Source organism: Streptomyces crystallinus, from assembly GCF_039521265.1.
GTDB lineage: Bacteria > Actinomycetota > Actinomycetes > Streptomycetales > Streptomycetaceae > Streptomyces > Streptomyces crystallinus.
Map to the genome: position 1 here is coordinate 325,784 of NZ_BAAACA010000006.1, position 23,174 is coordinate 348,957.

Annotated in this window: 17 protein-coding genes; 9 read left to right on the forward strand and 8 right to left on the reverse strand. The window is 73.4% G+C overall.

Annotated features, from left to right (window positions below; translation table 11 throughout):
* Nucleotides 1-5 precede the first annotated feature (5 nt).
* The gene (locus ABD236_RS05405) at nucleotides 6-539 is read right to left on the reverse strand and encodes a GNAT family N-acetyltransferase (protein ID WP_344070690.1); all 534 of its coding nucleotides are present in this window, start codon (nucleotides 537-539) and stop codon (nucleotides 6-8) included.
* Nucleotides 540-820: 281 nt separating this feature from the next.
* On the opposite strand from ABD236_RS05405, the gene ABD236_RS05410 reads away from it, so the two are divergent.
* Entirely contained in the window at nucleotides 821-1,726 is a 906-nt protein-coding gene (locus tag ABD236_RS05410; protein WP_344070692.1) for a phosphatidylinositol-specific phospholipase C, read from the forward strand.
* A 143-nt stretch (nucleotides 1,727-1,869) separates the two neighbouring features.
* A complete protein-coding gene (locus tag ABD236_RS05415; RefSeq protein ID WP_344071206.1) occupies nucleotides 1,870-3,924 on the forward strand; it encodes a SpoIIE family protein phosphatase in 2,055 nt (684 codons plus the stop codon).
* Nucleotides 3,925-3,978: 54 nt separating this feature from the next.
* Here ABD236_RS05415 and ABD236_RS05420 read toward each other — a convergent pair whose 3' ends face one another.
* Entirely contained in the window at nucleotides 3,979-5,586 is a 1,608-nt protein-coding gene (locus ABD236_RS05420) for a phosphodiester glycosidase family protein (protein WP_344070694.1), read from the reverse strand.
* A 440-nt stretch (nucleotides 5,587-6,026) separates the two neighbouring features.
* On the opposite strand from ABD236_RS05420, the gene ABD236_RS05425 reads away from it, so the two are divergent.
* On the forward strand, nucleotides 6,027-8,147 hold the full coding sequence (locus tag ABD236_RS05425) for a SpoIIE family protein phosphatase (RefSeq protein WP_344070696.1): 2,121 nt from the start codon (nucleotides 6,027-6,029) through the stop codon (nucleotides 8,145-8,147).
* On the opposite strand, the gene ABD236_RS05430 is transcribed toward ABD236_RS05425, so the two are convergent.
* The gene (locus ABD236_RS05430) at nucleotides 8,134-9,150 is read right to left on the reverse strand and encodes a LacI family DNA-binding transcriptional regulator (RefSeq protein WP_344071207.1); all 1,017 of its coding nucleotides are present in this window, start codon (nucleotides 9,148-9,150) and stop codon (nucleotides 8,134-8,136) included. The two genes, ABD236_RS05425 and ABD236_RS05430, sit on opposite strands and share 14 nt — an antisense overlap.
* 374 nt (nucleotides 9,151-9,524) lie before the next feature.
* On the opposite strand from ABD236_RS05430, the gene ABD236_RS05435 reads away from it, so the two are divergent.
* The 6 genes from ABD236_RS05435 to ABD236_RS05460 all read left to right on the forward strand — a co-directional run bounded on the left by ABD236_RS05435 (nucleotide 9,525) and on the right by ABD236_RS05460 (nucleotide 19,268).
* Nucleotides 9,525-10,811, forward strand: a complete 1,287-nt coding sequence (locus ABD236_RS05435) for an ABC transporter substrate-binding protein (protein ID WP_344070698.1) — start codon at nucleotides 9,525-9,527, stop codon at nucleotides 10,809-10,811.
* 106 nt (nucleotides 10,812-10,917) lie between these two features.
* The gene (locus ABD236_RS05440) at nucleotides 10,918-11,787 is read left to right on the forward strand and encodes a carbohydrate ABC transporter permease (protein ID WP_344071209.1); all 870 of its coding nucleotides are present in this window, start codon (nucleotides 10,918-10,920) and stop codon (nucleotides 11,785-11,787) included.
* Nucleotides 11,788-11,831: 44 nt separating this feature from the next.
* Complete coding sequence (locus ABD236_RS05445) at nucleotides 11,832-12,695, forward strand: carbohydrate ABC transporter permease (protein ID WP_344071212.1); 864 nt, start codon at nucleotides 11,832-11,834, stop codon at nucleotides 12,693-12,695.
* 67 nt (nucleotides 12,696-12,762) lie between these two features.
* Nucleotides 12,763-14,013: a glycoside hydrolase 5 family protein gene (locus tag ABD236_RS05450; protein ID WP_344071214.1), complete on the forward strand. Its 1,251-nt coding sequence runs from the start codon at nucleotides 12,763-12,765 to the stop codon at nucleotides 14,011-14,013.
* A 113-nt stretch (nucleotides 14,014-14,126) separates the two neighbouring features.
* Entirely contained in the window at nucleotides 14,127-16,160 is a 2,034-nt protein-coding gene (locus ABD236_RS05455) for an endo-beta-N-acetylglucosaminidase (RefSeq protein ID WP_344070700.1), read from the forward strand.
* A 60-nt stretch (nucleotides 16,161-16,220) separates the two neighbouring features.
* A complete protein-coding gene (locus ABD236_RS05460) occupies nucleotides 16,221-19,268 on the forward strand; it encodes an alpha-mannosidase (protein ID WP_344070702.1) in 3,048 nt (1,015 codons plus the stop codon).
* Here the strand turns inward: ABD236_RS05460 and ABD236_RS05465 are convergent.
* The 5 genes from ABD236_RS05465 to ABD236_RS05485 all read right to left on the reverse strand — a co-directional run bounded on the left by ABD236_RS05465 (nucleotide 19,231) and on the right by ABD236_RS05485 (nucleotide 23,002).
* Complete coding sequence (locus tag ABD236_RS05465) at nucleotides 19,231-19,668, reverse strand: STAS domain-containing protein (RefSeq protein ID WP_344070704.1); 438 nt, start codon at nucleotides 19,666-19,668, stop codon at nucleotides 19,231-19,233. The genes ABD236_RS05460 and ABD236_RS05465 overlap by 38 nt on opposite strands.
* Nucleotides 19,669-19,785: 117 nt before the next feature.
* A complete protein-coding gene (locus ABD236_RS05470; protein WP_344070706.1) occupies nucleotides 19,786-20,511 on the reverse strand; it encodes a GNAT family N-acetyltransferase in 726 nt (241 codons plus the stop codon).
* Nucleotides 20,508-21,431: an NADP-dependent oxidoreductase gene (locus ABD236_RS05475; RefSeq protein WP_344070708.1), complete on the reverse strand. Its 924-nt coding sequence runs from the start codon at nucleotides 21,429-21,431 to the stop codon at nucleotides 20,508-20,510. Before ABD236_RS05475 ends, ABD236_RS05470 begins: the two co-directional genes overlap by 4 nt.
* 104 nt (nucleotides 21,432-21,535) lie before the next feature.
* On the reverse strand, nucleotides 21,536-22,030 hold the full coding sequence (locus tag ABD236_RS05480; RefSeq protein WP_344070710.1) for a hypothetical protein: 495 nt from the start codon (nucleotides 22,028-22,030) through the stop codon (nucleotides 21,536-21,538).
* Nucleotides 22,031-22,201: 171 nt separating this feature from the next.
* Entirely contained in the window at nucleotides 22,202-23,002 is an 801-nt protein-coding gene (locus tag ABD236_RS05485) for a uracil-DNA glycosylase (protein ID WP_344070712.1), read from the reverse strand.
* Nucleotides 23,003-23,174: the final 172 nt, after the last annotated feature.

A 23,174-nucleotide genomic window follows, 5' to 3' on the forward strand; every position in this document is an offset into this window, starting at 1 on the left:
GGGCCCTAACCGGCGTACTCCGTGAGGTCGATGGAGTGCACCGCCAGCTGATGGCCGTGGCGCGGGTCGGCCAGGACCTTCTCCGGGGCCATGCCCAGCTTGCGGATCACGTTGTGGGACGCCGTGTCGCCCACGCGCGCGATGGCCAGGACCCGGTCGAGGCCGCGGTCCTGGAGGGCGAACTCCAGCGAGGCGTGGGCGGCCTCCGAGGCGTACCCCTGCCCCCAGAACTGCCGGCCCAGCCGCCAGCAGACCTCCACGGCGGGCAGCACCTCGGGCAGATACGCGGGCACCGAGAGACCGGTGAACCCGGCCAGCTCGCCGGAGCCGAGGAGCTCGACGGCGAAGACGCCGAAGCCCTCCTCGTCCCACTCCTCCTCCCAGCGCTCGATCTCGTCGGCCGTCTCCTCCAGATCGAGGACCGAGCCGTCCCCGGTCCAGCGCATCACGTCCGGGTCGGCGTTGATCTCGGCCAGTGCGGGCAGGTCGTCCTCGTCCCAGCGGCGCAGGAGCAGACGGGGGGTGTGGATCTCGGTCATGCGCCCATCCTGTCGAATGCGGGGCCGAACCGGTAATCAGCGGCCCGGGCGCGGGCAGACCCGGCCCGTGGAAGGACCCGAGGGCGGGCCGCCCCAAGGCGCGCCGCGCGGGCGGGCGGCCGTGGTGGCCGGGGCCACCCGGGGCGCTGGGCGCGGCATCGCCGCCGACCGGGAGGCCCGGGGCTGCCCGGCGGTGATCCCTTCCGTACGACGCCTGTTCTCCTGCGGCCCGCTGTGCTTCCATGCACCGGCGACGACCGAGCGGCAGGGGGAGCGTGGGGATGGACCGGCGGGGCTTTCTCAGAGGGGCGGCCGTGCTTCCGGCCGCGGGACTCCTGGCGTACCCGGGCGCCGCGCCCGCCGCGGCGCGCGCGGTGGGCACCGGCGACTGGATGGCGGGCCTCGCCGCCTCCACCGACCTGCGGCAGCTGACGATCCCCGGCACCCACAACACCGGCGCCCGGTTCGGCGGCCTGTGGGTGAAGTGCCAGAGCGCGCTGGTCGCCGCGCAGTTGACCGCCGGGATCCGGTTCCTCGACGTACGGTGCCGGGCCACCGGCGACGCCTTCGCCATCCACCACGCCGCCTTCTACCAGAACCTGATGTTCGGCGATGTGTTGATCGCCTGCCGGGACTTCCTCGCCGCCCACCCGGGCGAGACCGTGCTGATGCGGGTCAAGCAGGAGTACTCGACGGCGAGCGACGCGGAGTTCCGCCGGATCTTCGACATCTACCTCGACCAGAAGGGCTGGCGCCCGCTCTTCCGCCTCGACCCCGCGCTGCCCGCCCTCGGCGCGGCCCGGGGCCGGGTGGTGCTGCTCGCCGACAACGGCGGACTGCCCGGCGTCCGCTACGGCGACCCGGCGCTCTTCGACATCCAGGACGACTACAACGCCGAGCCCTTCGGCAAGTACCCCAAGGTCGAGGCCCAGTTCCGCAAGGCCGCCGACCAGCCCGGCAAGCTGTACGTCAACTACGTCAGCACCGCGGCCGGGCTGCCCCCCGAGTGGAACGCCGCCCGGCTCAACCCGCAGGTGCGCGGCTTCCTGGACGGCCCGGCCCTGGCGGGCAGGACCGGGCTCGGCATCGTGCCCATGGACTTCCCCGACGCGGCCCCGGGGCTGATCGACGCGGTGCTGCGGCACAACCCCGCCCCCGCCGCCCGCCGGGCGCGGCCGAACGGGTGACCGCGGGCCGGCGGTGCGACACGGGCCCGTCCGGCGGGCGCGACGCCGTGATGCGGAGGAAAAACCCGCGAAGTTAAGCTGACGCAGTGGCTGGACGCGACCGACGGGAGATCGGGCCGGGCGAGAGGCTGGCCCTCAACCGCATGGGCAGCTTCGACTGGGACCTGGAGCACAACACCCTTGCGTTCGATGACGCCGGTCTGGCCGTCTTCGACCTGCGGCCCGACGAGTACGACGGGAACCCGGACTCGCTGGTCTCCCGGGTGCCGCCCGAGGAGGGCATGCGGATCAACGGGGTGATCAAGGAGGCCATGCGGACCGGCCGCTCCTCGTACGGCGGCTACTTCCAGGTGCGGCGGCGCAACGGCCACCGCCAGTGGACCCATGTGCGCGGCCGGATCCTGCGGGACGGGCGGGGCAACGCCTACCGCGTCCTCGGGATCGTCCGCAACGCCTCCACCGAGCTCACCGAGTTCACCGTGATCAGCCCGCTGGAGGCGGGCCGCAGACGGATCACCGGCATGGTGCAGGGGACCACCGAGGCCCTCTCCAGGGCGGTCACCGTCGACGACGTCGCCGCGGTCCTCACCGGCAGCGACGGCAGGGAGCGGTTCGGCGCCGACGGCCTCCTGCTGGGCCTGGTGGAGGGCGGCGCGCTCAAGGTCATCGCGCTGGCGGGCGACTCGATGGAGGCGCTGGACGAGCTGAAGCTGTACCGCCTGGACGACTCGCTGCCGCTCGCCGAGGCGGTGCTGACCGGCCAGCCCCGGTTCGTCACCTCACTGGGCGAACTGGGTCACACCTTTCCCCGGCTGGCCCCGTACATCCAGCGCCTGGAGCTGGACGCGGCGGCCTTCCTGCCGCTGATCGCCCAGGCCCGCCCGGTCGGCGGCCTGGCGCTCTTCTTCCGGGGCCGCAGCGACTTCTCGGCCGAGGACCGCAATCTGTGCCTGGGCCTGGCGGGCATCGTCGCCCAGTCGCTCCAGCGCGCCATCCTCTTCGACCAGGAGCGCGAGTTCGCCACCGGCCTCCAGGCGTCGATGCTGCCCCGGCACGTGCCCGAGGTCGCCGGCGCCGAGATCGCCGTGCGCTACCACGCGGCCTGGGGCGGCCGGGAGGTCGGCGGCGACTGGTACGACGTGATCCCGCTGCCCCGGGGCCGGGTCGGGGTGGTGGTCGGCGACGTCCAGGGCCATGACACCCACGCCGCTGCGATCATGGGCCAGCTGCGGATCGCGATCCGTGCCTACGCGGGGGAGGGCCACCCGCCCGCCACGGTGCTCGCCCGCGCCTCCCGCTTCCTCGCCGAACTCGACACCGAGCGCTTCGCGACCTGTACGTACGCCCAGGTGGACCTGGTCTCCGGCGGCGTACGGGCCGTCCGCGCGGGCCATCTGGGGCCGTTCATCCGGCACACCGACGGCCGGGTGGGCCGCCCCAATCTGCGCGGCGGGCTCCCGCTCGGGCTCGCCAGCGAGTTCGACGACGAGGACTTCCCCGAGACCCGGCTCGACCTGGTGCCCGGCGAGACGATGGTGATGTGCACCGACGGGCTGGTGGAGGAGCCCGGCCTGGACATCACGGCCGGGATGGACTCCCTGGCGGCGGCCGTCCGCAGCGGCCCCGAGGGCGCCGACGCGCTCGCCGACCACCTCTCCGACAGCCTCTGGGAGCGCTGGGGCACCGGTGACGACGTGGCCCTGCTGGTGCTGCGCCGGGCCCCCGACCCGGGCACCCCGCAGGCCCCCCGGATCCACCAGTACATCCACCAGGCCGACCCCGAGGGCCTGGCCGAGTCCCGGGTGGCGCTGCGCCGGGCCCTGGAGGACTGGGGCTTCGGGGAGCTCGTCGACGACGTGGAGCTGGCGGCGGGCGAGCTGCTCGGCAACGTCCTGCTGCACACCGAGGGCGGCGCCGTCCTCACCCTGGAGGTGCTGCCCGAGCCGGTGCGGCGGGTGCGGCTGTGGGTCAAGGACCGCTCCAGCGTCCGCCCGCGCCGCCGCACCCCCGGCGAGGCGGCCACCTCCGGGCGCGGGCTGATGCTCATCGAGGCGGTGTCGGCCCGCTGGGGTGTGGAGCCCCGGGGCGACGGCAAGGCGGTGTGGTGCGAGTTCGTCCCCGAGGGGGCGCAGGACGCGGCGGCGGCCCTGCCGGCCGGGCGGCCGGTGGTACCGCCGGAGGAGCCCCCGGAGGACTGACCGGCCCGTACCGGAGCACGGGCCGGAGAGTTCCGCGCCGACGCGGACGGGCCCTCAGGGCTTGATGACCCAGGCGTCGCCGAGCGAGCGCTCGCCCGAGGAGTCCGACGGGCGGTTGATGACGCCGTCGGCCGCCGTGACCATCACGCTGGAGCCGCCGCCGTCGAGGTTGAGCGCCTCTCGGGCGCCGAGCTGGCGCATCAGCTCGGCGGTGCGCGCGATGCTCAGCCCCTCGCTGTAGCCCGCCTGGCGGCCGTCGACGACGGCCAGCATCAGCCGGCCCCGGTCGTCCACGCCCATCATCGAGCGGGGGTTGGACCGGTTGGTCCAGTCGTAGGTGAAGGACTGGTCGGTGCCGAACCGGATGATCCCGTCCCCGAGCGCGTTCACCGACACCTTGCCGTGGCGTACCAGGGTGGGGCCGACCTGCATGATCGTGGTGTCCGGGGTGAGCGCGACCGGGCGGCCGTAGCCGTCGCTGACGCGGGTGCGGATACCGAGCTGGTCGCCCTCGTGCACATGGTCGAGCAGCCACTGGGCGCTGTCCCCGATGGCCTGGACGGTGGAGCCGCCGGGCGGGACCTCGGCGCCGCGCGAGGAGTTCACCTCGACCACCCGGTCGGCGGCGTCGAGGACCGCCTCCGCGCCCGCGCCGGTCGGCGGGGTGCCCCACTCGGGGGTGAACCGCACCAGCTCGCTGGGGTCGGTGCACTCGAAGTCGTGCTGCGGCTGCTCGGTGGGGGTGTCGCCGCCGACCCCGCCGCAGTTCCACACGTCGCCGGGGAACCGGTTGACGCCGTCGATCTCCTGGACGGCGCCGCCCGGCGTCTGGAGCGAGATGTGGGCCTTGATGGTGTCGACGCGGACGCTCCGCCCGCCGTCGTTGAGGATGATCGCCCCCCGGCCCTGGGTCGCCGAGGCGAGCACCTTGCCGTCCTTGACGTAGAACCCGCCGGGGGCGTCGTTGTAGAACCACTGGCCGTTGACGCCCGCGACCGCGTGCGCGCGGGCCACGAGGTCGGTGGCCGGCTCGGTGCCGTGCAGGGTGGGCCCGAACTCGGTGCCCACCCTGCCGTGGAACCGGCTGAAGTCGACTCTGATGACGTTGACCTTCTGCGGGGCCTGGTAGTCCGTGCCGTCCTGCGCGGTGTAGCGCGTGTCACCGGTGAACCCGGCGGCCTTCACCCTGGCCAGCTCCGCGGCCGCGTCGGGCCGCTCGGCGTAGCCGCCCAGCCGGACCGTCCAGCCCAGCGTGCCCGCCGCGAGGTCGGCGTACGCGGGCGAGCGGACCTCTTCGACCCGGGGCGCGAACCCCTTCTCGCGCAGGGCCTGCGCGACCCGGTCCGCCGTGTCCTTGGGCCCCAGCTCGGTCGTGGCCCTGCTGATCCGGCCATCGGGCTCGGCCGGCAGGAACACGTGCACGGTCCAGAAGTCGTCGGCGTTCTTCCTGCCGAAGGTGTACGTGGTGAGCGTGACCCCGGGGCTCAGGGTCCGGGTCACCGGCGGAGCGGTGGTCGGCAGCGGCGGCGTGTACGGCTTGGCGGGCGCGTCGAGAGCGGGGCGGAGGGCACCGTGGGGGGCGGCCTCGGCAGTCGGCATGGCGACCGCGGCGGTCAGGGCGACGGCGGCTGACAGCGCGGCGGCGAGGGTGGTTCGGCGCATGAGGCTTCCTTCGTGGGTGGGAAGGTGCGTCGAAAATTAGATGGTGTGGACATGACTTGCGCTGATACGTCACACGCTGCCCACATGAAGTGACTCTCACTGATGAGTGAACGAGGCAGCAGGCCAGAAGTAGTTGGCCCGGACGAAGTTCAACCGCCTTTCGCACAAGGGCTGCTGTGCTCTTCACCGGGGCGTGTGGCGCGCATGGAGTCCCCTTTCGCGATCAGACGATCCGTCAGTTATTTCGTCCGATTTATAGCGGAGGTTTAGGGATCTTCCGCGCGAATCGCCGTCGGCCGGGCAGCGCTGTCCCCCGGTCGGCTCCCGCCGCGCCTGCCCGCCCCCGCCGCCCGGCCCGCTCGCCGTGCGGGGACGGCCGCCAGCGGGCAGCCTGGATCCCCAGAGGTGTCCACGCGCGGCCGTGGAGGAGGTGGTCCGCCGTGCCCGACCGGGATGCGCCCGGCCCGCCGCCCGACCGCGCGCCCCCGCACCAGGCGGTCCTCTCCCGGGTGCTGACCGGGCTGCTGGACGACGTCCAGGCGCACTCCGGCGCCGTCTATGTGTTCGATCCCGGGGAGAACGTCCTGGTCATGGCCGCGATAGCGGGGCTGCCCAGGGTGTTCGCCGCGCCCTGGGAGCGGGTCGGGCTCGCCGCCCCCATCCCGGTCGCCGACGCCGTCCGCGAGCGGCGGCTCGTCTGGGTCGGCGGCGAGGAGGAGATGGCGGGCCGCTACCCCCGGATCGCCGTCGTGCTGCCCTACCCGTTCGCCCTGGCCGCGCTCCCGGTGGCCACCGCCGACACGGTCTACGGCGCCGTCTACACCACCTGGCCCGGCTCGCACCCCTCCGACCTCTCCCGCACCGAGCGCGAGCGGCTCACCGCCGCCTGCGACCGGCTCGCCGAGTACATGGAGTGGGCCGCGGGGCAGGGCCGCCCGGTGCGGCCGGTCTCCGGCGTACGCCCGGTGGAGCCGCCCCCGGGCGAGGTCCGCGCCGCCGAGGCCGCCCGGATGGCCGCACGCCTGCCGTACGGGCTGTGCGCGCTCGACATCGACGGGCGGGTCGAGTACGCCAACCAGGCGGCGGCCGACCTGCTCGGCGTCCCGGTGGACCGGCTGCTGGGCACCCCGCCGTGGCTGACCCTGCCGTGGCTGAACGACCCGATGTATGAGGACCGCTACCGGGCGGCGCTGCTCAGCCAGCAGATCACCTCGTTCGTGGCGCTGCGCCCGCCCGGCGACTGGCTCTCCTTCCGGCTCTACCCGAGCACCACCGGGCTCACCGTGCGCATCACCCGGGCCCGCGCCACACCCCGTGGCGGCCGTCCGCCGCGCGACGACGGGGAGGGGCCGGGGCGGCTGGTGACCATCTCGCACGTGCTGAGCCTGGCCAGCGCCCTGACCGAGGCCGTAGGCGTACAGGACGTGGTCGACCTGGTGGCCGACGAGATCATGCCGGCCGTGGGCAGCCGGACCCTGGTGATGCTCGGCTCCTCCGGCGGGCGGCTGCACGTCCTCGGGCAGCGCGGCTACGAGGACCCCGCGGTGGTGGACCGGTTCGACGGGATGCCGCTGACCGCCCACACGCCGGGCGTGCGCGCCCTGCTCACCGGCGTACCGGGGTTCTTCGAGTCGCGCGGGCAGCTGGAGCGGCTCTACCCGGCCCGCTTCGCGACCCCCGACGGCATGGCGGCCTGGGCCTATCTGCCGCTGGTCGCCTCCGGCCGCCCGGTGGGCACCTGTGTGCTCGGCTACGCCGAGGAGCGCACCTTCACGGCCGAGGAGCGCGCGGTGCTGACCAGCGTGGGCGGACTGATCGCCCAGGCCCTGGAGCGCGCGCTGCTCTACGACGCCAAGCACCGGCTGGCCCACGGCCTCCAGGAGGCCCTGCTGCCGCACACCCTGCCGGAGCTGCCCGGCCTGGAGGTGGCCGCGCGCTATCTGCCGGGCACCCAGGGCATGGACATCGGCGGCGACTTCTACGACCTGCTGCCGGTCGGCACCGAGGCCGCCGCGGTGATCGGGGACGTCCAGGGCCACAACGTCACCGCGGCCGGCCTGATGGGCCAGGTCCGTACCGCCGTACGCGCGTACACGGCCGTCGGCCAGACCCCCGGTCGGGTTATGGAGTCCACCAACCGGCTCCTGGTCGACCTCGCCGCCGAGCGCTTCGCCAGCTGCATCTATCTGCGTCTGGACACCGCCCGCGGCCGCGCCCTGCTGGCCCGCGCCGGGCACCCCCAGCCGCTGCTCATGGCCCCGGAAGGCCGAGTGCGCCCGCTGGATCTCGCGGGCGGCCCGCTGCTGGGCATCGAGGCCGACGCCGTCTACCCGACCACCGAGGTGCCGCTGCCGCCCGGATCGGTGCTGGCCCTGTACACCGACGGACTCGTCGAGGTGGCGGGCGTCGACCTCGACGAGTCGGTGGCCGCGGTCGCCGACCGGCTCGCCGAGTTCGGCGGCCGCCCTCTGGAAGAGGTCGCCGACCGTCTCGTACGGCATGTCCAGGAGACCCAGGGGCGCACCGACGACGTGGCGCTGCTGCTGCTCAGGCCCCGGTGAGCGGCGGTGGGGGAGCGGTGCTCTCCCGTTCGATCAGCCGGGGCAGCGGCATCGGGACCGAGCGGGCGGCGCCGCCGTCGAGCAGCGCGGTCAGCTCCCGCGCGGCGAGGCGCCCGAAGGCGATGGTGTCCCGGGAGAGCGCGGTGAGCCACGGGTGGACCATCCGGCACAGCACCGAGTCCTCCCACGACACGATCGAGACGTCCCTGGGCACCGAGAGGCCGAGCCCCGCCACCACGGCGGCGCCCGCGGCCGCCATCACGTCGTTGTCGTAGACCAGCGCGGTCGGCGCCGCCCGGGCGCCGAGCACCCGGCGGGTCACCGCGGCGCCCTCGGTGTCGGAGTAGTCCGTGGTCACCGAGCGCACCTGGGTGAGCCCGTGCCGCGCGGCCTCGGCGCGCAGCGAGCGGATACGGCGGTCGGTGTGGGCCAGCGAGTCCAGCCCCGCGATGTGCACGACCGAGCGGTGGCCCAGCTCGTAGAGCCTGCCGACGACCGCCGCCATCGCCCCGGTGTCGTCGGCGCGCACCTGCGACAGGTTGGGGTGGGTGTCCGCGAGGCCGCCGATGACGACTCCCGGCAGCCCCAGCTCGTCGAGCAGCCCCGGGCGCGGGTCGTCGGTGCGCGGGTCCACCACCAGGACCCCGTCCACCCGGTGCTCGGCCCACCACCGCCGGTAGACCGCGCACTCCGCCGCCACGTCCTCCACCACCTGGAAGAGCAGGCCGAGTTGGCGCTCGGCCAGCACCTCCTGGATACCGGAGATCAGCTGGAGGAAGAACGAGTCCACCCCCAGCGTCGCCGCCGGGCGCGCCACCACCAGGCCGACCGTGGCCGCCCCCTCGCCGGACAGCGCCCGGGCCGCCGTGCTCGGCCGCCAGCCCAGCTGCTCGGCGACCCGGCGGACCCGGTCCCGGGTGATCTCCGAGACGCCGGGGCGGTCGTTGAGCGCGAACGACACCGCGCTCTCGGAGACCCCGGCCCGCTGGGCGATGTCCTTCATCGTCGGGCGGCGCGCCGGAGCGCGCCGGGCCGCCTGCGTGTCCTTGCCGGACGGCGGGCTGTCCGTCACCCGAGCCCCTTTCCGCTGGTTCCGGCCGATCTGCGGCCGGTGAATGCCCCAGCGTACTAATGCGCTTGAGCGCTCTGACTCTAAAGCGCATTAGTGGATCGCCGCAACTGTCCAGCCACACGCTGCTGAACTGGGCTGATGTCATCCAACTACGGCCGCCTATTGACTTTTTGAAGATTCGCACCGCACAGTCTGCCGATGTGAGCGACCGGTACCGCGTCTTTCCGGGGGACGGCCCTTGGATGCGCTGCGGGGCCGGGACTCCGCCGTCCGCACGTCTGGTCCGAGCAAAGGAGCCGTACACCGTGCGCATCCCCCGCAGGGCACTCGCCGCTGCCGCCGTCCTCGCCGCCGTCCTGCCGCTGAGCGCCTGCTCCAGCGACTCCGACCCGGGCTCCTCCGACGCGTCCGGCAAGGTCGAAGGGAAGATCACCTTCCAGACCTGGAACCTCCAGGCGAACTTCAAGGACTACTTCAACGGCGTGATCGCGGACTTCCGCAAGAAGTACCCCGGCACCGAGGTGAAGTGGGTCGACCGGCCCGCCGAGGGCTACGCCGACAAGATCAGCGCGGACGCCGCCGGCGGCACCCTGCCCGACGTCGTCAACGTCTCGCCCGACCTGGTGGCCCCGCTCGCCAAGGCCGGTCTCGCGCTCGACCTCGACAAGGCGGCGGCCGACTACCGCAAGGAGTATCTGCCCGGCGCGTGGGAGAGCCACCGCATACCGGGCATGCAGGGCACGTACGCCTTCCCCTGGTACCTCAACACCGGCCCGCTGTTCTACAACAAGCGGCTGTTCAAGGACGCGGGTCTGGACGCGGAGAAGCCCCCGAAGACGTACGAGGAGGTCTTCGCGGACGGGCTGAGGATGGCGCGGCAGAGCAACGGGAAGATCGCCACCTTCGCGAACGTCCCGACCATCGAGGACTTCGGCCGCTACGGCGCCGGACAGATGAGCAAAAGCGGCGACGGCTTCGCCTTCAACGACGCCAAGGGCGTCGAACTGCTCACCAGGTACAAGGAGTTGTACGACGCCAAGGCGCTCGACCCGCAGGCGCTGACCGCCACCCCCGAGTCGACCGGCCACAAGTTCCTCACCGAGTCCGTCTCCATGAACCCCGGCAGCGCCCTCGACCTCGCCAACTTCAAGAAGCAGGCCCCGACGCTCTACAAGAACATCGGGATCACCGACCAGATCTCCAGCACCGGCAAGGCGAACATGTACGTCATGGGCGTCATGGTCAACTCCAAGTCCGGGCAGAAGCCCGCCGCGGTCGCCTTCGCGCACTTCGTGACCGACGCGACCCGCCAGATGGAGTTCGCCAAGAAGGTCGCCATCTTCCCCAGTACCGCGGGCTCGCTCGACGACCCGTACTTCACCAAGGAGGACGGCACCGACGAGACCCGGGTGCGGATCGCCGCCGCCAAGTCCCTGAAGACCGCGGTGAACTACACGCCGGTGCTGTTCAGCGAGCAGATGAAGGTCGCGCTGCGCAACGAGGTGGCCAAGGCGCTCCAGGGCAAGGAGAGCCCCAAGGAAGCGCTTGACAACGCTGTCAAGGCCTGCGACCAGCTGCTGAAGCAGAGCTGAGCCGTCCGTGAACAGCCCCGCCGCCTCCACTGCGGACCCGTCCGCCCCCCTCGCCGCCCCGGCGGCCCGGAGCCCCCGCTCCGGGCCGCCGCGGGCCGGCCGCCGCATCCGCCGCCATCTGCCCTCCAGCCCCTGGCTGTTCGCGGCGCCCGGACTGCTCGTCGTCGGCGTGTTCAGCCTCTACCCGTTCGTCAGCACCGTGCTGAACGCCTTCACCGACCGCCGCACCCTGGTGCCCGGCCACTACGTGGGCCTCGCCAACTTCCGTGAGCTGTGGCACGACGACATGTTCTGGACCGGGTTGCGCAACAGCACGCTGTACGTGCTCGGCGTCGTCCCGGCCCTGGTGGTCCTGCCGCTGCTGCTCGCCCTGCTCGTCCAGCGGCACATCCCCGGCATCGCCTTCTTCCGGGCCGCCTTCTACACCCCGGTGGTGGCCTCCATCGTGGTGGTCGGCCTCATCTGGGTGTGGATGCTCGACGACCGGGGGCTGATCAACTCGGTCCTGGAGGCGGTGGGCGTCGGCAAGGTCGGCTTCCTCAGCGACCAGTGGCTGCTGCTGGGCAGCGCGATGGCGGTCACGGTCTGGAAGGGCCTCGGCTACTACATGATCATTTATCTGGCGGCGCTGGCCAATGTGCCGCGCGAGCTGCACGAGGCCGCGGCCGTCGACGGGGCCGGGGCAGTGCGCCGCTTCTTCACCGTCACCGTGCCCGCCGTCCGCTCCACCATGGTCCTGGTCGCCGCCCTCTCCTCGGTCTCGGCCTTCAAGGTCTTCTCCGAGGTCTATCTGATGGCGGGCCCCGCCGGCGGCCCTGCGGGCGAGGACACCACGCTGGTGATGCTCGTCCAGCGCGTCGGCACCGGCCTCACCGGCCGGGTCGGCTACGCCTCGGCGATCTCCGTGGTCGTCTTCGTCGTCACCGTGGCACTGATGCTGCTCGTCCTGCGGGCGGACCGGAGGGAGGACGCGTGAGGACCGACACCGATGCCGGGTCCGGCACCAAGGGCGCACCCGCCGTGCGCCGCCGGGCCGGGGTCACCGACGCCGAGGGGCGGCGCGTCCCGCTCTGGCAGCTCCTGCTGCGCTACACCCTGCTCCTGGTGGTCCTGGCCCTCACCGTCGGCCCGTTCCTGTGGCAGCTGTCCACCTCGCTCAAGGGCCCGCACGAGGACATCTTCAGCTCCCCGCCCACGTTCCTGCCCGGGCACCCGACCTTCGACAACTACACGCGCGTGGCCGACACCATCCCGGTCTGGGACTACGCCCTGAACTCGCTCAAGGTCGCCGCCGCCAACGTCGTCACCAACTGCGTCGGCGCCTCGCTCGCCGGATACGCGCTGGCCCGGATGCGCTTCTCGGGCCGGCGGGCGGCCACCCTCGCGTTCATCCTCGCCATGCTGGTCCCCGTCGAGGGCATCATCATCGCCCAGTTCACCACCATGCGGGACCTCGGTCTCAACAACACCCTGATCGCGGTCCTGCTGCCCGGCTCCATCGGCGCGATGAACGTGCTGCTGATGCGCAACGCCTTCCTCAACCTCCCGTACGAGATCGAGGAGGCGGCGTACGTCGACGGGGCCAACGCCTGGCAGCGCTATCTGCGGATCGCGCTGCCCGCCGTCCGGGGCACCCTCGCGGTGGTCGCCATCTTCGCCTTCATGGGCGCCTGGGACGACTTCCTGTGGCCGCTGATCGTCCTCAGCGACCCGGACCGCTTCACCCTCACCATCGGCCTGAACTATCTGCACGGCACCTTCGCCAACGACGAACGGCTCGTCGCGGCCGGCACGGTCATCGCCGTCGCCCCGCTCATCGCGCTCTTCGCCTGTCTGCAGCGCTACTTCTTCCGCGGTGTCGGCGAGGGAGCCGTCAAGGGCTGAGCCCCGCCTCCCCCGTATCCGCGGCACGCCCACAGAACGGACCCGTATGCCTTCGCCCCAGGCCCGCATGCCTGCCGCCGTGCGCTTCGGCGCCAACTACACCCCCGGCCAGGGGTGGTTCCACCACTGGCTCGACTTCGACCTCGACGCCGTACGCGCCGATCTCGACGCGATCGCGGGGCTCGGCCTCGACCACATCCGGGTCTTCCCGGTGTGGCCGTACTTCCAGCCCAACCGCACCCTGATCCGGCCGCGCGCGGTCGAGCAGCTGGTCCAGCTCGCCGACGCGGCGGGCGAACGCGGCCTGGACGTCAACGTCGACGGCCTCCAGGGGCATCTGTCGAGCTTCGACTTCCTGCCCGCCTGGACCCAGACCTGGCACCGGCGCAACCTCTTCACCGACCCCGACGTCCTCGACGGGCAGGCGGCGCTGCTGCGCACCCTCGCCGGGGCGCTCGCGGACCGGCCCAACTTCATCGGGATGACGCTCGGCAACGAGATCAACCAGTTCGCGGCCGGACCGCACCCCGACCCCGACCGGATCACGCCCGCGCAGGCCGGGGCGTGGCTGGACCGGATGCTCGCCGCGTGCGAGGAGGGCGCCCCCGGCAAACCCCATGTGCACGCCGAGTACGACGCCGCCTGGTACCAGGACGACCAGCCCTTCACGCCCGCGCACGCGGCCCGGCTCGGCGCCATGACCACCGTGCACTCCTGGGTGTTCAACGGCACGGCCCAGGCGCACGGGCGCACCGGCACGGCCACCGAGCACCACGCCGCGTACCTCGTGGAGCTGTCGAAGGCCTGGGCCCACGACCCGCGCCGGCCGGTGTGGCTCCAGGAGGTCGGGGCGCCCGCCCCGCTGATACCCGCCGAGCACGCGGCCGCGTTCACCGAGGCGACGGTGGTGAACGCGCTGGACTGCCCGGACTTGTGGGGGGTCACGTGGTGGTGCTCCCACGACGTGGACCGTTCGCTGGCCGATTTTCCCGAACTGGAGTACAGCCTGGGGCTGTTGACCAGTGACGGGCGGGTCAAGCCGGCGGGGGCCGTGGTGGCCCGGATCGCGGAGTCGTGGCGGGGCGCTGTCCATGCGCCCGCGCCCCGGACCACCGCGCTCGTCGTGGACGTGGGGGACGAGGTCCTGGCGCCGGGCCGGTCCGTGTGTGCGCCCGGGGGGCCGGTGTTCGAGGCCTACGCCCGGCTGGTGGCGGACGGGGTGCGGCCGACCGCGGTTCTCGCGGGGCGGGCCGGGGACGAGGCGCACCTGGCGATGCGGGGGATCGAGGAGGTGGTGGAGCCGGTGGCGGTGCGCTGAGCCGGTCCGGTGCTGGCTGTTCGGCTGCGGACCGTGGGTGGCTGGTCGCGCAGTTCCCCGCGCCCCTGAGGGCGCGGCCATTCGTCTACTCGACCCGAAACGGGGATCACCTCATGCCTTCGCATCCCAGCCGTCGTGCAGTTGTCCTCACCGGTGTGGGGGCGGCGGTCGTTACCGCTCTCCCCTCGGTTGACGCCCGCGCCGCCGCGAGCCCATCCGTCGACCTCCAGCCGTATGCCTCCTACTGGTACCCCGACTCCCTCCCCTCCGGTACTCCCGGGCCCGGGATCACCTGGCGCAGCCTGAAGGAGTGGCGGGCCGAGGACGACGTCGACCTCGCGTTCAACACCGCCTCCGTGCCGCTCGCCCGGCGGTTCGCGCCGGTGCCGGTGAACCGGACCGCCCGCCGCGGGCAGGCCCGTATCCAGGCGCTGGTCTCGTTCGAGCACACCGCGGGCAACCCGTCCCAGGGCGCGGCCACCGCCGACTACTACGCGCTCAGCCACTGGGCCTACCTCGACGAGCTGGTCTTCTGGGGCGGGTCGGCGGGGGAGGGGCTGATCCTGGCCCCGAACGCGCCGGTCGTGGACGCCGCCCACCGCAACGGCGTGCCCGTGCTCGGCACGGTCTTCCTGCCGCCGACCGCCTGGGGCGGCGACCTGCGGTGGACCCGTGACCTCGTACGGCGCGACGCGCTCGGCCAATTCCCGCTCGCCGCCAAGCTGGTGGAGGTCGCCACCGCGTACGGCTTCGACGGGTGGTTCGTGAACGCCGAGACCGACGGCGGGGACGCGGCCCTCGGCGCCGACATGCTCGCCTTCGTACGCGAGCTGAAGAGGCGCGGCGCGGCCGCGGGGCTGCGGATCACCTGGTACGACGCCATGGCCGTGGACGGCTCGGTGGGGTGGCAGGGCGCGCTCAACGGCCGCAACCAGGACTTCTTCCGCGGCGCCGACGCGATGTTCGTGGACTTCCGCTGGTCGCCCGCCTCCCTCCGCGCCTCGGGTGAGCTGGCCGAGCGGCTCGGGCGGGACCGGTACGAGCTGTGGGCGGGCGTCGACGTCGAGGCCCATGGCTGGGACAGCTCGGTGGACTGGGACGCCATCGTCCCCAGGGACCGGGCGCACGTGGTCTCGTACGGGCTCTACCGGCCCGAGTGGACCCGTGGCCACCTGCCCGAGGGGCGCACCCCGGGGCAGTTCCACGCGGCCGACGACCGGTTCTGGACCGGCCGTTCGCTCGACCCCTCGCAGCCCGACACGGACGGCTGGCGCGCACCGGCGACCGTGGTGGCCGACCGCTCCACGGTCGACCGGCTGCCGTTCGCGACCTCCTTCAACACCGGGCACGGGCTGCGCTGGTACGAGCGCGGCCGGGTCGCCTCGGGCGCCGAGTGGAACCATCTGGGGCTCCAGGACCGGCTCCCGGGCCGGCGGTGGGTGGTCCGCTCGGCCGGGCGGCGGCCGGCCGTCTCCTTCGACTTCGACGACGCCTGGCGCGGCGGGTCCAGCCTGCTGGTCGACGGGGACTTCGACGCCCCCGCCACGGTCGAGCTCTACGCGACCCGGCTGCCGCTGTCCCCGTCCACGGTCGTCGAGCTCACCCACCGGGCCGACGAGGGCGCGGTCACGGTCGAGCTCGCGGTCGCCCTGCGCGAGCCCACGCGGCCCGGTGACCCCGTCCCGTACACCTATGTCCCGGCGGGGCGGCTGCGGGCGGGCCGGGCCGGCTGGACCACCGCGTCCTTGCGGCTGAACGGCCTCGCCGGGACCGCCCGTTCGCTCGGTGTCCGGCTCACCGCAAAGGGGCGCGCCCGGTGGCGCCTGGGCGCGCTCGCGGTGCGCGAGTCGGGCGCCACGGCCCCGGCCGCGCCGGCCCGGCTGCGCGTCACCGGCTCGGCGAGCGGCGCCGAGGGCACCTCGCTGCGCTTCGCGTGGCGCCGGGCCCCCGGGCCGGTCCGCCACTACGAGCTGCACCGGGTGCTGCCCGGAGGAAGCCGCCGCTTCCTCGGGGGAACGTGCGGGAATGCCTTCTTCGTTCCCGCACTGAAGCCGGAAGGAGGCGAGCGCTCGGCGCGGTTCGAGATACGGGCCGTCGACGAGCTCTACAGCGCCTCGGCGCCCGCCTTCACCGTCCACTCCTGGTAACAACCGCACCGACCCTCACACCCGCACCCCGCCGGACCTCGACCCACGGAGCAGACCCTCATGCATGACGACCGCAGCCTGGTCGAAGCCCGCCTACGGCGAGTCCTCGACGAGCGCATCCGCCCCGCCGTGTACCCCGAATCCGTCCCGCTGGAAGTGGCGGTGTGGCACGCGCCGGGCGAGCCCGTGCCGGTCGCCGAGGGCCTGGCCGGGGTGCCCGAGCCGATCGCGGTGGGGGACGCCTGGGGCGCGCCGTGGGGCACCAGCTGGTTCCGGGTGACCGGGACCGTACCGGCTCACTGGGCCGGCAGGACCGTCGAGGCGCTGCTCGACCTCGGCTTCGACGAGAACATGCCCGGCTTCCAGTGCGAGGGCCTGGTCTACCGGCCCGACGGCACCCCGGTGAAGGGCCTCAACCCGCGCAACCAGTGGGTGCGGATCGGCGCGCCCGTGGCGGGCGGCGAGGAGGTGCGGCTGCACATCGAGGCCGCGTCCAACCCCGTCATCCTCGACTACCACCCCTTCGTGCCGACGGCCCTGGGCGACAAGGAGACCGCGGGCGACGAGCCGCAGTACCGGCTGGCCCGGATGGACCTCGCCGTCTTCGACCAGACCGTCTGGGAGCTGGCCCTGGACCTGGAGGTGCTGGGCGAGCTGATGCACGAGCTGCCCGTGGAGGGCGCCCGGCGCTGGGACATCCTGCGGGCCGTGGGCCGGGCGCTGGACGCGGTGGACCTCCAGGACGTGGGCGGCAGCGCCGCCGCCGCCCGCGCCGAGCTCGCCGGTGTCCTCGCGGTGCCCGCCGGGCCGACCGCCCACCGCATCAGCGCGGTGGGGCACGCGCACATCGACTCGGCGTGGCTGTGGCCGCTGCGCGAGACCGTGCGCAAGGTGGCCCGTACGACGTCGAACATGACGGCGCTCCTGGAGGACGAGCCGGACTTCGTCTTCACCATGTCGCAGGCGCAGCAGTTCGCCTGGATCAAGGAGCACCGGCCCGAGGTCTACGCGCGCGTGAAGAAGGCCGTGACCGACGGGCGGTTCGTGCCCGCGGGCGGCATGTGGGTGGAGTCGGACACCAACATGCCGGGCTCGGAGGCGATGGCCCGTCAGTTCGTGCACGGCAAGCGGTTCTTCCTCGACGAGTTCGGCGTCGAGAACGACGAGGCCTGGCTGCCTGACACCTTCGGCTTCGCGGCCGGGCTGCCGCAGATCATCAAGGCGGCGGGCGCCAAGTGGCTGCTCACCCAGAAGATCTCCTGGAGCCAGACCAACACGTTCCCGCACCACACCTTCCAGTGGGAGGGCATCGACGGCACCCGGATCTTCACCCACTTCCCGCCCGTTGACACCTACAACTGCTCGATGAAGGGCAGCGAGATCGCCCACGCCGCCCGCAACTTCAAGGACAAGGGCGCGGCACGGCACTCACTGGCCCCGACCGGCTGGGGCGACGGCGGCGGCGGCACCACCCGCGAGATGGTCGCCAAGGCGGCCCGGCTGCGCAGCCTGGAGGGTTCGGCGACCGTCGAGTGGGAGAGCCCGGCGGAGTTCTTCACCAAGGCGCAGGCGGAGTACCCCAACGCGCCGGTGTGGGTGGGCGAGCTCTATCTGGAGCTGCACCGCGCCACCCTGACCAGCCAGGCGAAGACCAAGCAGGGCAACCGGCGCAGCGAGCACCTGCTGCGCGAGGCCGAGCTGTGGGCCGCGACGGCGGCCGTGCGCGGTGACTTCCCGTATCCGTACGAGGAGTTGGACCGGATCTGGAAGACCGTCCTGCTGCACCAGTTCCACGACATCCTGCCCGGCTCCTCCATCGCCTGGGTGCACCGGGAGGCCGAGCGGACCTACGCGGAGGTCGCACGGGAACTGAACGCGATCATCGAGGGCGCGCAGCGCTCGCTCGCGGGGGAGGGCGGCTTCGGCGCCACCCTGGTGTTCAACTCCGCGCCCCACGCGCGCGACGGCGTCGCCGCGGGCGGCGCGGCGCCGGCCCGGCGCACCGGAGCGAGCAGTGTCGCCCCGCGCGAGGGCGGCGGCTTCGTGCTGGACAACGGGCTGCTGTCGGTCGAGATCGACGGCCGGGGCCTGGTGGTCTCCGCGTACGACATCGGCGCCGGGCGGGAGAGCGTGGCACCCGGCAAGGCCGCGAACCTGCTCCAGATCCACCCCGACTTCCCCAACATGTGGGACGCGTGGGACGTGGACGCGTTCTACCGCAACACCGTGACGGATCTGACCGACCTCGACCAGCTGGTGGCGGTCGAGGACGCGGGGGCCGCCGCCGTACGGGTCGTGCGCCGGTTCGGGGACTCGACGGTCACCCAGCTGCTGAGCCTGGCGCCCGGCGCCAAGCGGCTGGACATCGCCACCGAGGTCGACTGGCACGAGACGGAGAAGTTCCTCAAGGCCGCGTTCCCGCTGGACATCCACGCCGAGCGGTACGCGTCGGAGACCCAGTTCGGCCATGTCCACCGCCCCACCCACACCAACACCAGCTGGGAGGCGGCCAAGTTCGAGGCCTGCAACCACCGCTTCGTCCACCTGGAGGAGCCCGGCTGGGGCGTCGCCCTCGTCAACGACTCCACCTACGGGCACGACGTGACCCGGACGGTGCGCGACCCCGCCGAAGGGCCCGGCACGACCACCACCGTCCGTGTCTCGCTGCTGCGCGCCCCGCGCTTCCCCGACCCCGAGACCGACCAGGGCGTGCACCGCTTCCGGCACGCACTGGTCCCCGGGGCCACCATCGGGGACGCGGTGCGCGAGGGCTACCGCGTCAATCTGCCGGAGCGGCGGGTCGCGGGCGGGGCGGAGGTGGCGCCGCTGGTGTCGGTCGACGAGGACGCGGTGGTGGTCAGCGCCGTGAAGCTGGCGGACGACGGGAGCGGTGACGTGGTCGTCCGGCTCTACGAGTCGCGCGGCGGCCGGGCCAGGGCCCGGCTCACCCCGGGCTTCGCGGCGGACGCGGTGGTGGCCACCGACCTGCTGGAGCGGCCGCTCAGCGAGGGCGTACGGCTGGAACTCACCGACGGCGTCGTGGAGTTGGCCCTGCGCCCCTTCGAGCTGGTCACTCTTCGGCTGGCGCGGACCCGTCCGGGGGCCTGACGGACTCCAGGGCCTGCTCCAGCGTGGGAGCAGGCCCCAGGACGGCCGTGAGCGCGGTGATCCGCAGGATCCGCAGTGTCAGCGGATGGTCGCAGACCAGCGCCCAGGAGCCGCCCCGCTCGGTCACCCGGCGATGGGCCCGCACCAGCAGGGCGAGGCCCGAGCAGTCCAGGAACCGGACGGGGCGCAGGTCCACGGCCAGCGCCCCGACCCCGTCGCCGGTGAGGGTGTCCAGGCGCGGCCGCAGCGCCTGGACGGCCTGGATGTCGATCTCGCCGTGCAGCTCGGCGACGGTCACTCCGGGGCGGGTGTGGACCCGCAGGAGTGGCCGCTCGCGGTCCGGGCGGGAGGCCGGCACCAGCTCTCGCGGTCCGTCGTCGACGTATTCGTTGCGGCGCACTGTCCCTCCCCCAAGGCAGCGTTGAGGTCGCGGCGACCGGGGCCGTGGCCGCCGGGGGGAACGTTAGACGCTGGCCGGAGCGCCAGAAGTGCAGAAACAATTCACACGACCGTTTCATCACTCGATCGAGTGAAGTGATGTTGTGGCGCTTGCCAGTTCGCCGTCCGGCACGCGAGCCGTCATGAACCGGGTGGTACGGCGGATCCGGAAGCCCAGGGCCTCATAGAGGCGGATGGCGGGGGTGTTGCCCGCGCCGGTGTGCAGGAACGGACGCTCGCCCCGGGCCCGGATGTTGGCCACCACCGCCAGGATCAGCCGGGTGCCCAGGCCCTGGCCCCGGTAGGCGTCGTCGGTGCAGACCGCGCTGATCTCGGTCCAGCCGGGCGGGTGCAGCCGCTCGCCCGCCATCGCCACCAGGGCGCCGTTCCTGCGCACGCCCAGATAGGTGCCGAGCTCGATGGTGCGCGCCAGGAACGGACCGGGCCGGGTCCGCTCCACCAGGTCCAGCATCTCGGGGACATCGGCGGCGGTCAGCGTGACCGCTTCGTCGAACGGCTGCCCCTGCGCCCCGTCGTCGACGAGCTGCACCCCACCCGTCTCGAAGGTCAGCTCCCAGCCGGCGGGCGGCAGATGGCTGATCCCCAGCAGCGGCACCTCGTTGCCGGGCCCGGCCAGCGCGGCCACATCGGCCCAGTCCTCGGGTCCGGGGTCGTCCGACAGCGCCAGCCACGGCGTCACCTCGGGCGGATAGCGCAGCACCCGCCCCAGCCGCTCGGCGAAGTGGGCGTGCGGCCCGGTCAGCGAGGAGCGGGCCGGGTTGTCCAGGGGATGCGGTGCGCTCATGCCGCCACCTCGATCACTACCTTGCCGCGTACATGCCCGTCCTCGACCGCGCGCAGCGCCTCGGGCGCCCGCTCCAGCGGGAACGTCCGCGTGACGAACGGGCGCAGCGCCCCGCTCGTCACCAGCCGCGCCACCTCGTCGAGCACCGCGGCCGTACGGGCCCGGCGCACCGGCGAGCCGCCGAGCCGCGGCACGCCCACCGGGTCGGCCGCGCTGAGCAGCTTCGTACGGTCCTCCACCAGCGCGGCGACCGTCTCCAGGACCTCGCCGCCGACCAGGTCGAGCACCGCGTCCACGCCGTCCGGCGCCGCCGCCCGGACCCGCTCGGCGAGCCCCTCGGCCGCGGAGGACACATGGACCGCCCCCAGGGACTCGACGAACTCCTTCTTGCTCTCGCTCGCCGTGCCCACCACCCGCACCCCGAAGGCCCGCGCGAGCTGTGCCGCGGCCACGCCCACGCCGCCGCCGGCCCCGGTCACCAGGAGCGCGGCCCCGGCGGGCAGGTCGAGCTGGCGCAGGGCGTCGTACGCGGTCGCCCCGGCCACCGGCAGGGTCGCCGCGTCCGTGAACGCCAGGCCCCGCGGTATCCGGGCGGCCACCGTGACCGGCAGCAGGGCGTACTCCGCGTAACCCCCGCCCACCGGATTCCCGAAGACGGCGTCCCCGACGGCGAACCCGGTCACCCCGGGGCCCAGCTCCGCGACCACGCCCGCGACCTCGCTGCCGAAGACCGCGGGCAGCTCGGGCTCGGGCGAGCCAGGCCGGCGCAGACCCTGGCGCAGCTTCCAGTCGACCGGGTTCACACCGGCGGCCCGGACCGCGACCAGCAGCTGGCCGGGGCCCGGGCGCTGCCGGTCCCGCTCGATGAACGCCTCGGTCTCGGGACCGCCGTTCCGGGTGTACGCGTACGCCTTGGGCATCTGCCGACTCCTGTCTCTCAGCAGCTCCAAGGTCGTTCCCGGTGTCGCTATTCCCGGGAGCGCGCGCTGTTCATCCGGCCGCGAACGGCTCGCCGCCCACGGGGTCAGCAGTTCCGCACGTCACCGTCGGCCTGCATGAACGCCGCGGTGGCCCAGCCCTGGGCGCCACGCAGCCAGTACCAGGTGGAGGTGCCGTTGACGTTCTCGCCGTGGGTCTTGCACTCGATGCGGTCCTGGCTGCCCGGGCTCAGGGCCACGACGACGTCGGCGTTCAGGCTCGGGTTCTCGCGCACGTTCAACTCGATGCGCGAGGTGACCGTGCCCCGGACCCGGCCGTCGTGGTGGTCGCGCGAGTGGCCGTCGTGGTCGTCCCGGCGCCAGCCGTCGCCGTGGTCGCTCCACCAGCGGCCGCCGCCGTTGTCCTCGTGGATCCAGCCGCTGATGCGGGCGTCCCACGACCAGCCGCTGCCGCCGCGGTCGTGGCCGTCGCCCGGGTCGTGGGCCGGGGCCGCCGCTGCCGCGGTGGCCAGCGTGCCCATGGCGAGACCGCACGACAGCAGGGTCGTGGCGGCCGCTCGACGTATCCGTCCGGTGCGCATACCGGCTCCTTTCGTCGCTCCCGCCCCTTGAGACCATCCCCTCCACTACACACCCGGGCCGGGCGGGATGCGATCCGGGCAGGTCAGAGCCGGTTTTCCGGGCGCTGGGTGACGAAATCGAGCCGTCTTGCGGGCCCGTTGTGGGTAACCGTTCAACCAAAGTGGGCGCCGTCAGAGCCCCGACAGGTGCGCGGCCTCGCGGAACACCTCGACGAGCATGGCGAGCGTGAGCCGTCCGGTCGCCGTGTTGCGGTGGCTCGGGTGGTAGCAGCCGAGCAGATGCAGCGGCGGACGGCCGTCGTCCGCAGCGGCCAGCGTCACATGGACGCCGTGCCCGAACCCCGGCCGGGGGCGCGGCACTTGCCAGCCCGCCGCGGCCAGCACCGGGAGCAGCGCCTGCCAGCCGAACGCGCCGAGCACCACGACCGTACGCAACCCCGGGCTCAGCAGGTCCAGTTCGGCCGCGAGCCAGGGGCGGCAGTTGTCGCGCTCGCCCGGGGTCGGCTTGTTGTCGGGCGGCGCGCAGTGCACGGGCGCGGCCAGCCGTACGCCTCGCAGCTCCAGGCCGTCCCCGGCATGGGTGGCCTGTGCCTGCGAGGCGAGGCCCACCTGGTGCAGCGCCTTGAAGAGGAAGTCGCCGGAGGCGTCGCCGGTGAACATCCGGCCGGTCCGGTTACCGCCGTGCGCGGCGGGGGCGAGGCCGACGACGGCCAGGGCCGCGTCCGGCGGCCCGAACCCGGGCACCGGCCGCCCCCAGTACTCCCATTCCCTGTACGCCGCCCGCTTGGTCGCGGCGACCTCCTCGCGCCAGGCGACCAGTCGGGGGCAGGCCCGGCAGCGGATCACCTGGGCGTCCAGCGCGTCGAGGCTGCGGCAGCGGGGCGCCCGGTGCGAGGGGAACGCCGGGTCGTCCGGTCCGGGCGACGGCCCCTTCGTCCCGCCCGGCCCCGTGGTCCCACGCGCTTCGTCCATGATCCCAGGCTAGGGGGCGAGGGCCCCGGCCGCCGCCCCGCCGAGGCATGCGGAAGAGCCAAGAAGGGGAGTCACAACCGGCCGAATTATTCGTCCATGGAGAGCTCGGGGAAGGGCATGGGCGTGGTCGCGGATCCTGTTTGCGCTGGCGGACGCCCGTAGACGCCCGCCG

Coding starts and splice junctions, on each gene's coding strand:
- ABD236_RS05405 (WP_344070690.1), bottom strand. CDS start 539: ATGACCGAGATCCACACCCCCCGTCTGCTCCTGCGCCGCTGGGACGAG.
- ABD236_RS05410 (WP_344070692.1), top strand. CDS start 821: ATGGACCGGCGGGGCTTTCTCAGAGGGGCGGCCGTGCTTCCGGCCGCG.
- ABD236_RS05415 (WP_344071206.1), top strand. CDS start 1,870: ATGGGCAGCTTCGACTGGGACCTGGAGCACAACACCCTTGCGTTCGAT.
- ABD236_RS05420 (WP_344070694.1), bottom strand. CDS start 5,586: ATGCGCCGAACCACCCTCGCCGCCGCGCTGTCAGCCGCCGTCGCCCTG.
- ABD236_RS05430 (WP_344071207.1), bottom strand. CDS start 9,150: ATGAAGGACATCGCCCAGCGGGCCGGGGTCTCCGAGAGCGCGGTGTCG.
- ABD236_RS05450 (WP_344071214.1), top strand. CDS start 12,763: ATGCCTGCCGCCGTGCGCTTCGGCGCCAACTACACCCCCGGCCAGGGG.
- ABD236_RS05455 (WP_344070700.1), top strand. CDS start 14,127: ATGCCTTCGCATCCCAGCCGTCGTGCAGTTGTCCTCACCGGTGTGGGG.
- ABD236_RS05460 (WP_344070702.1), top strand. CDS start 16,221: ATGCATGACGACCGCAGCCTGGTCGAAGCCCGCCTACGGCGAGTCCTC.
- ABD236_RS05470 (WP_344070706.1), bottom strand. CDS start 20,511: ATGAGCGCACCGCATCCCCTGGACAACCCGGCCCGCTCCTCGCTGACC.
- ABD236_RS05475 (WP_344070708.1), bottom strand. CDS start 21,431: ATGCCCAAGGCGTACGCGTACACCCGGAACGGCGGTCCCGAGACCGAG.
- ABD236_RS05480 (WP_344070710.1), bottom strand. CDS start 22,030: ATGCGCACCGGACGGATACGTCGAGCGGCCGCCACGACCCTGCTGTCG.
- ABD236_RS05485 (WP_344070712.1), bottom strand. CDS start 23,002: ATGGACGAAGCGCGTGGGACCACGGGGCCGGGCGGGACGAAGGGGCCG.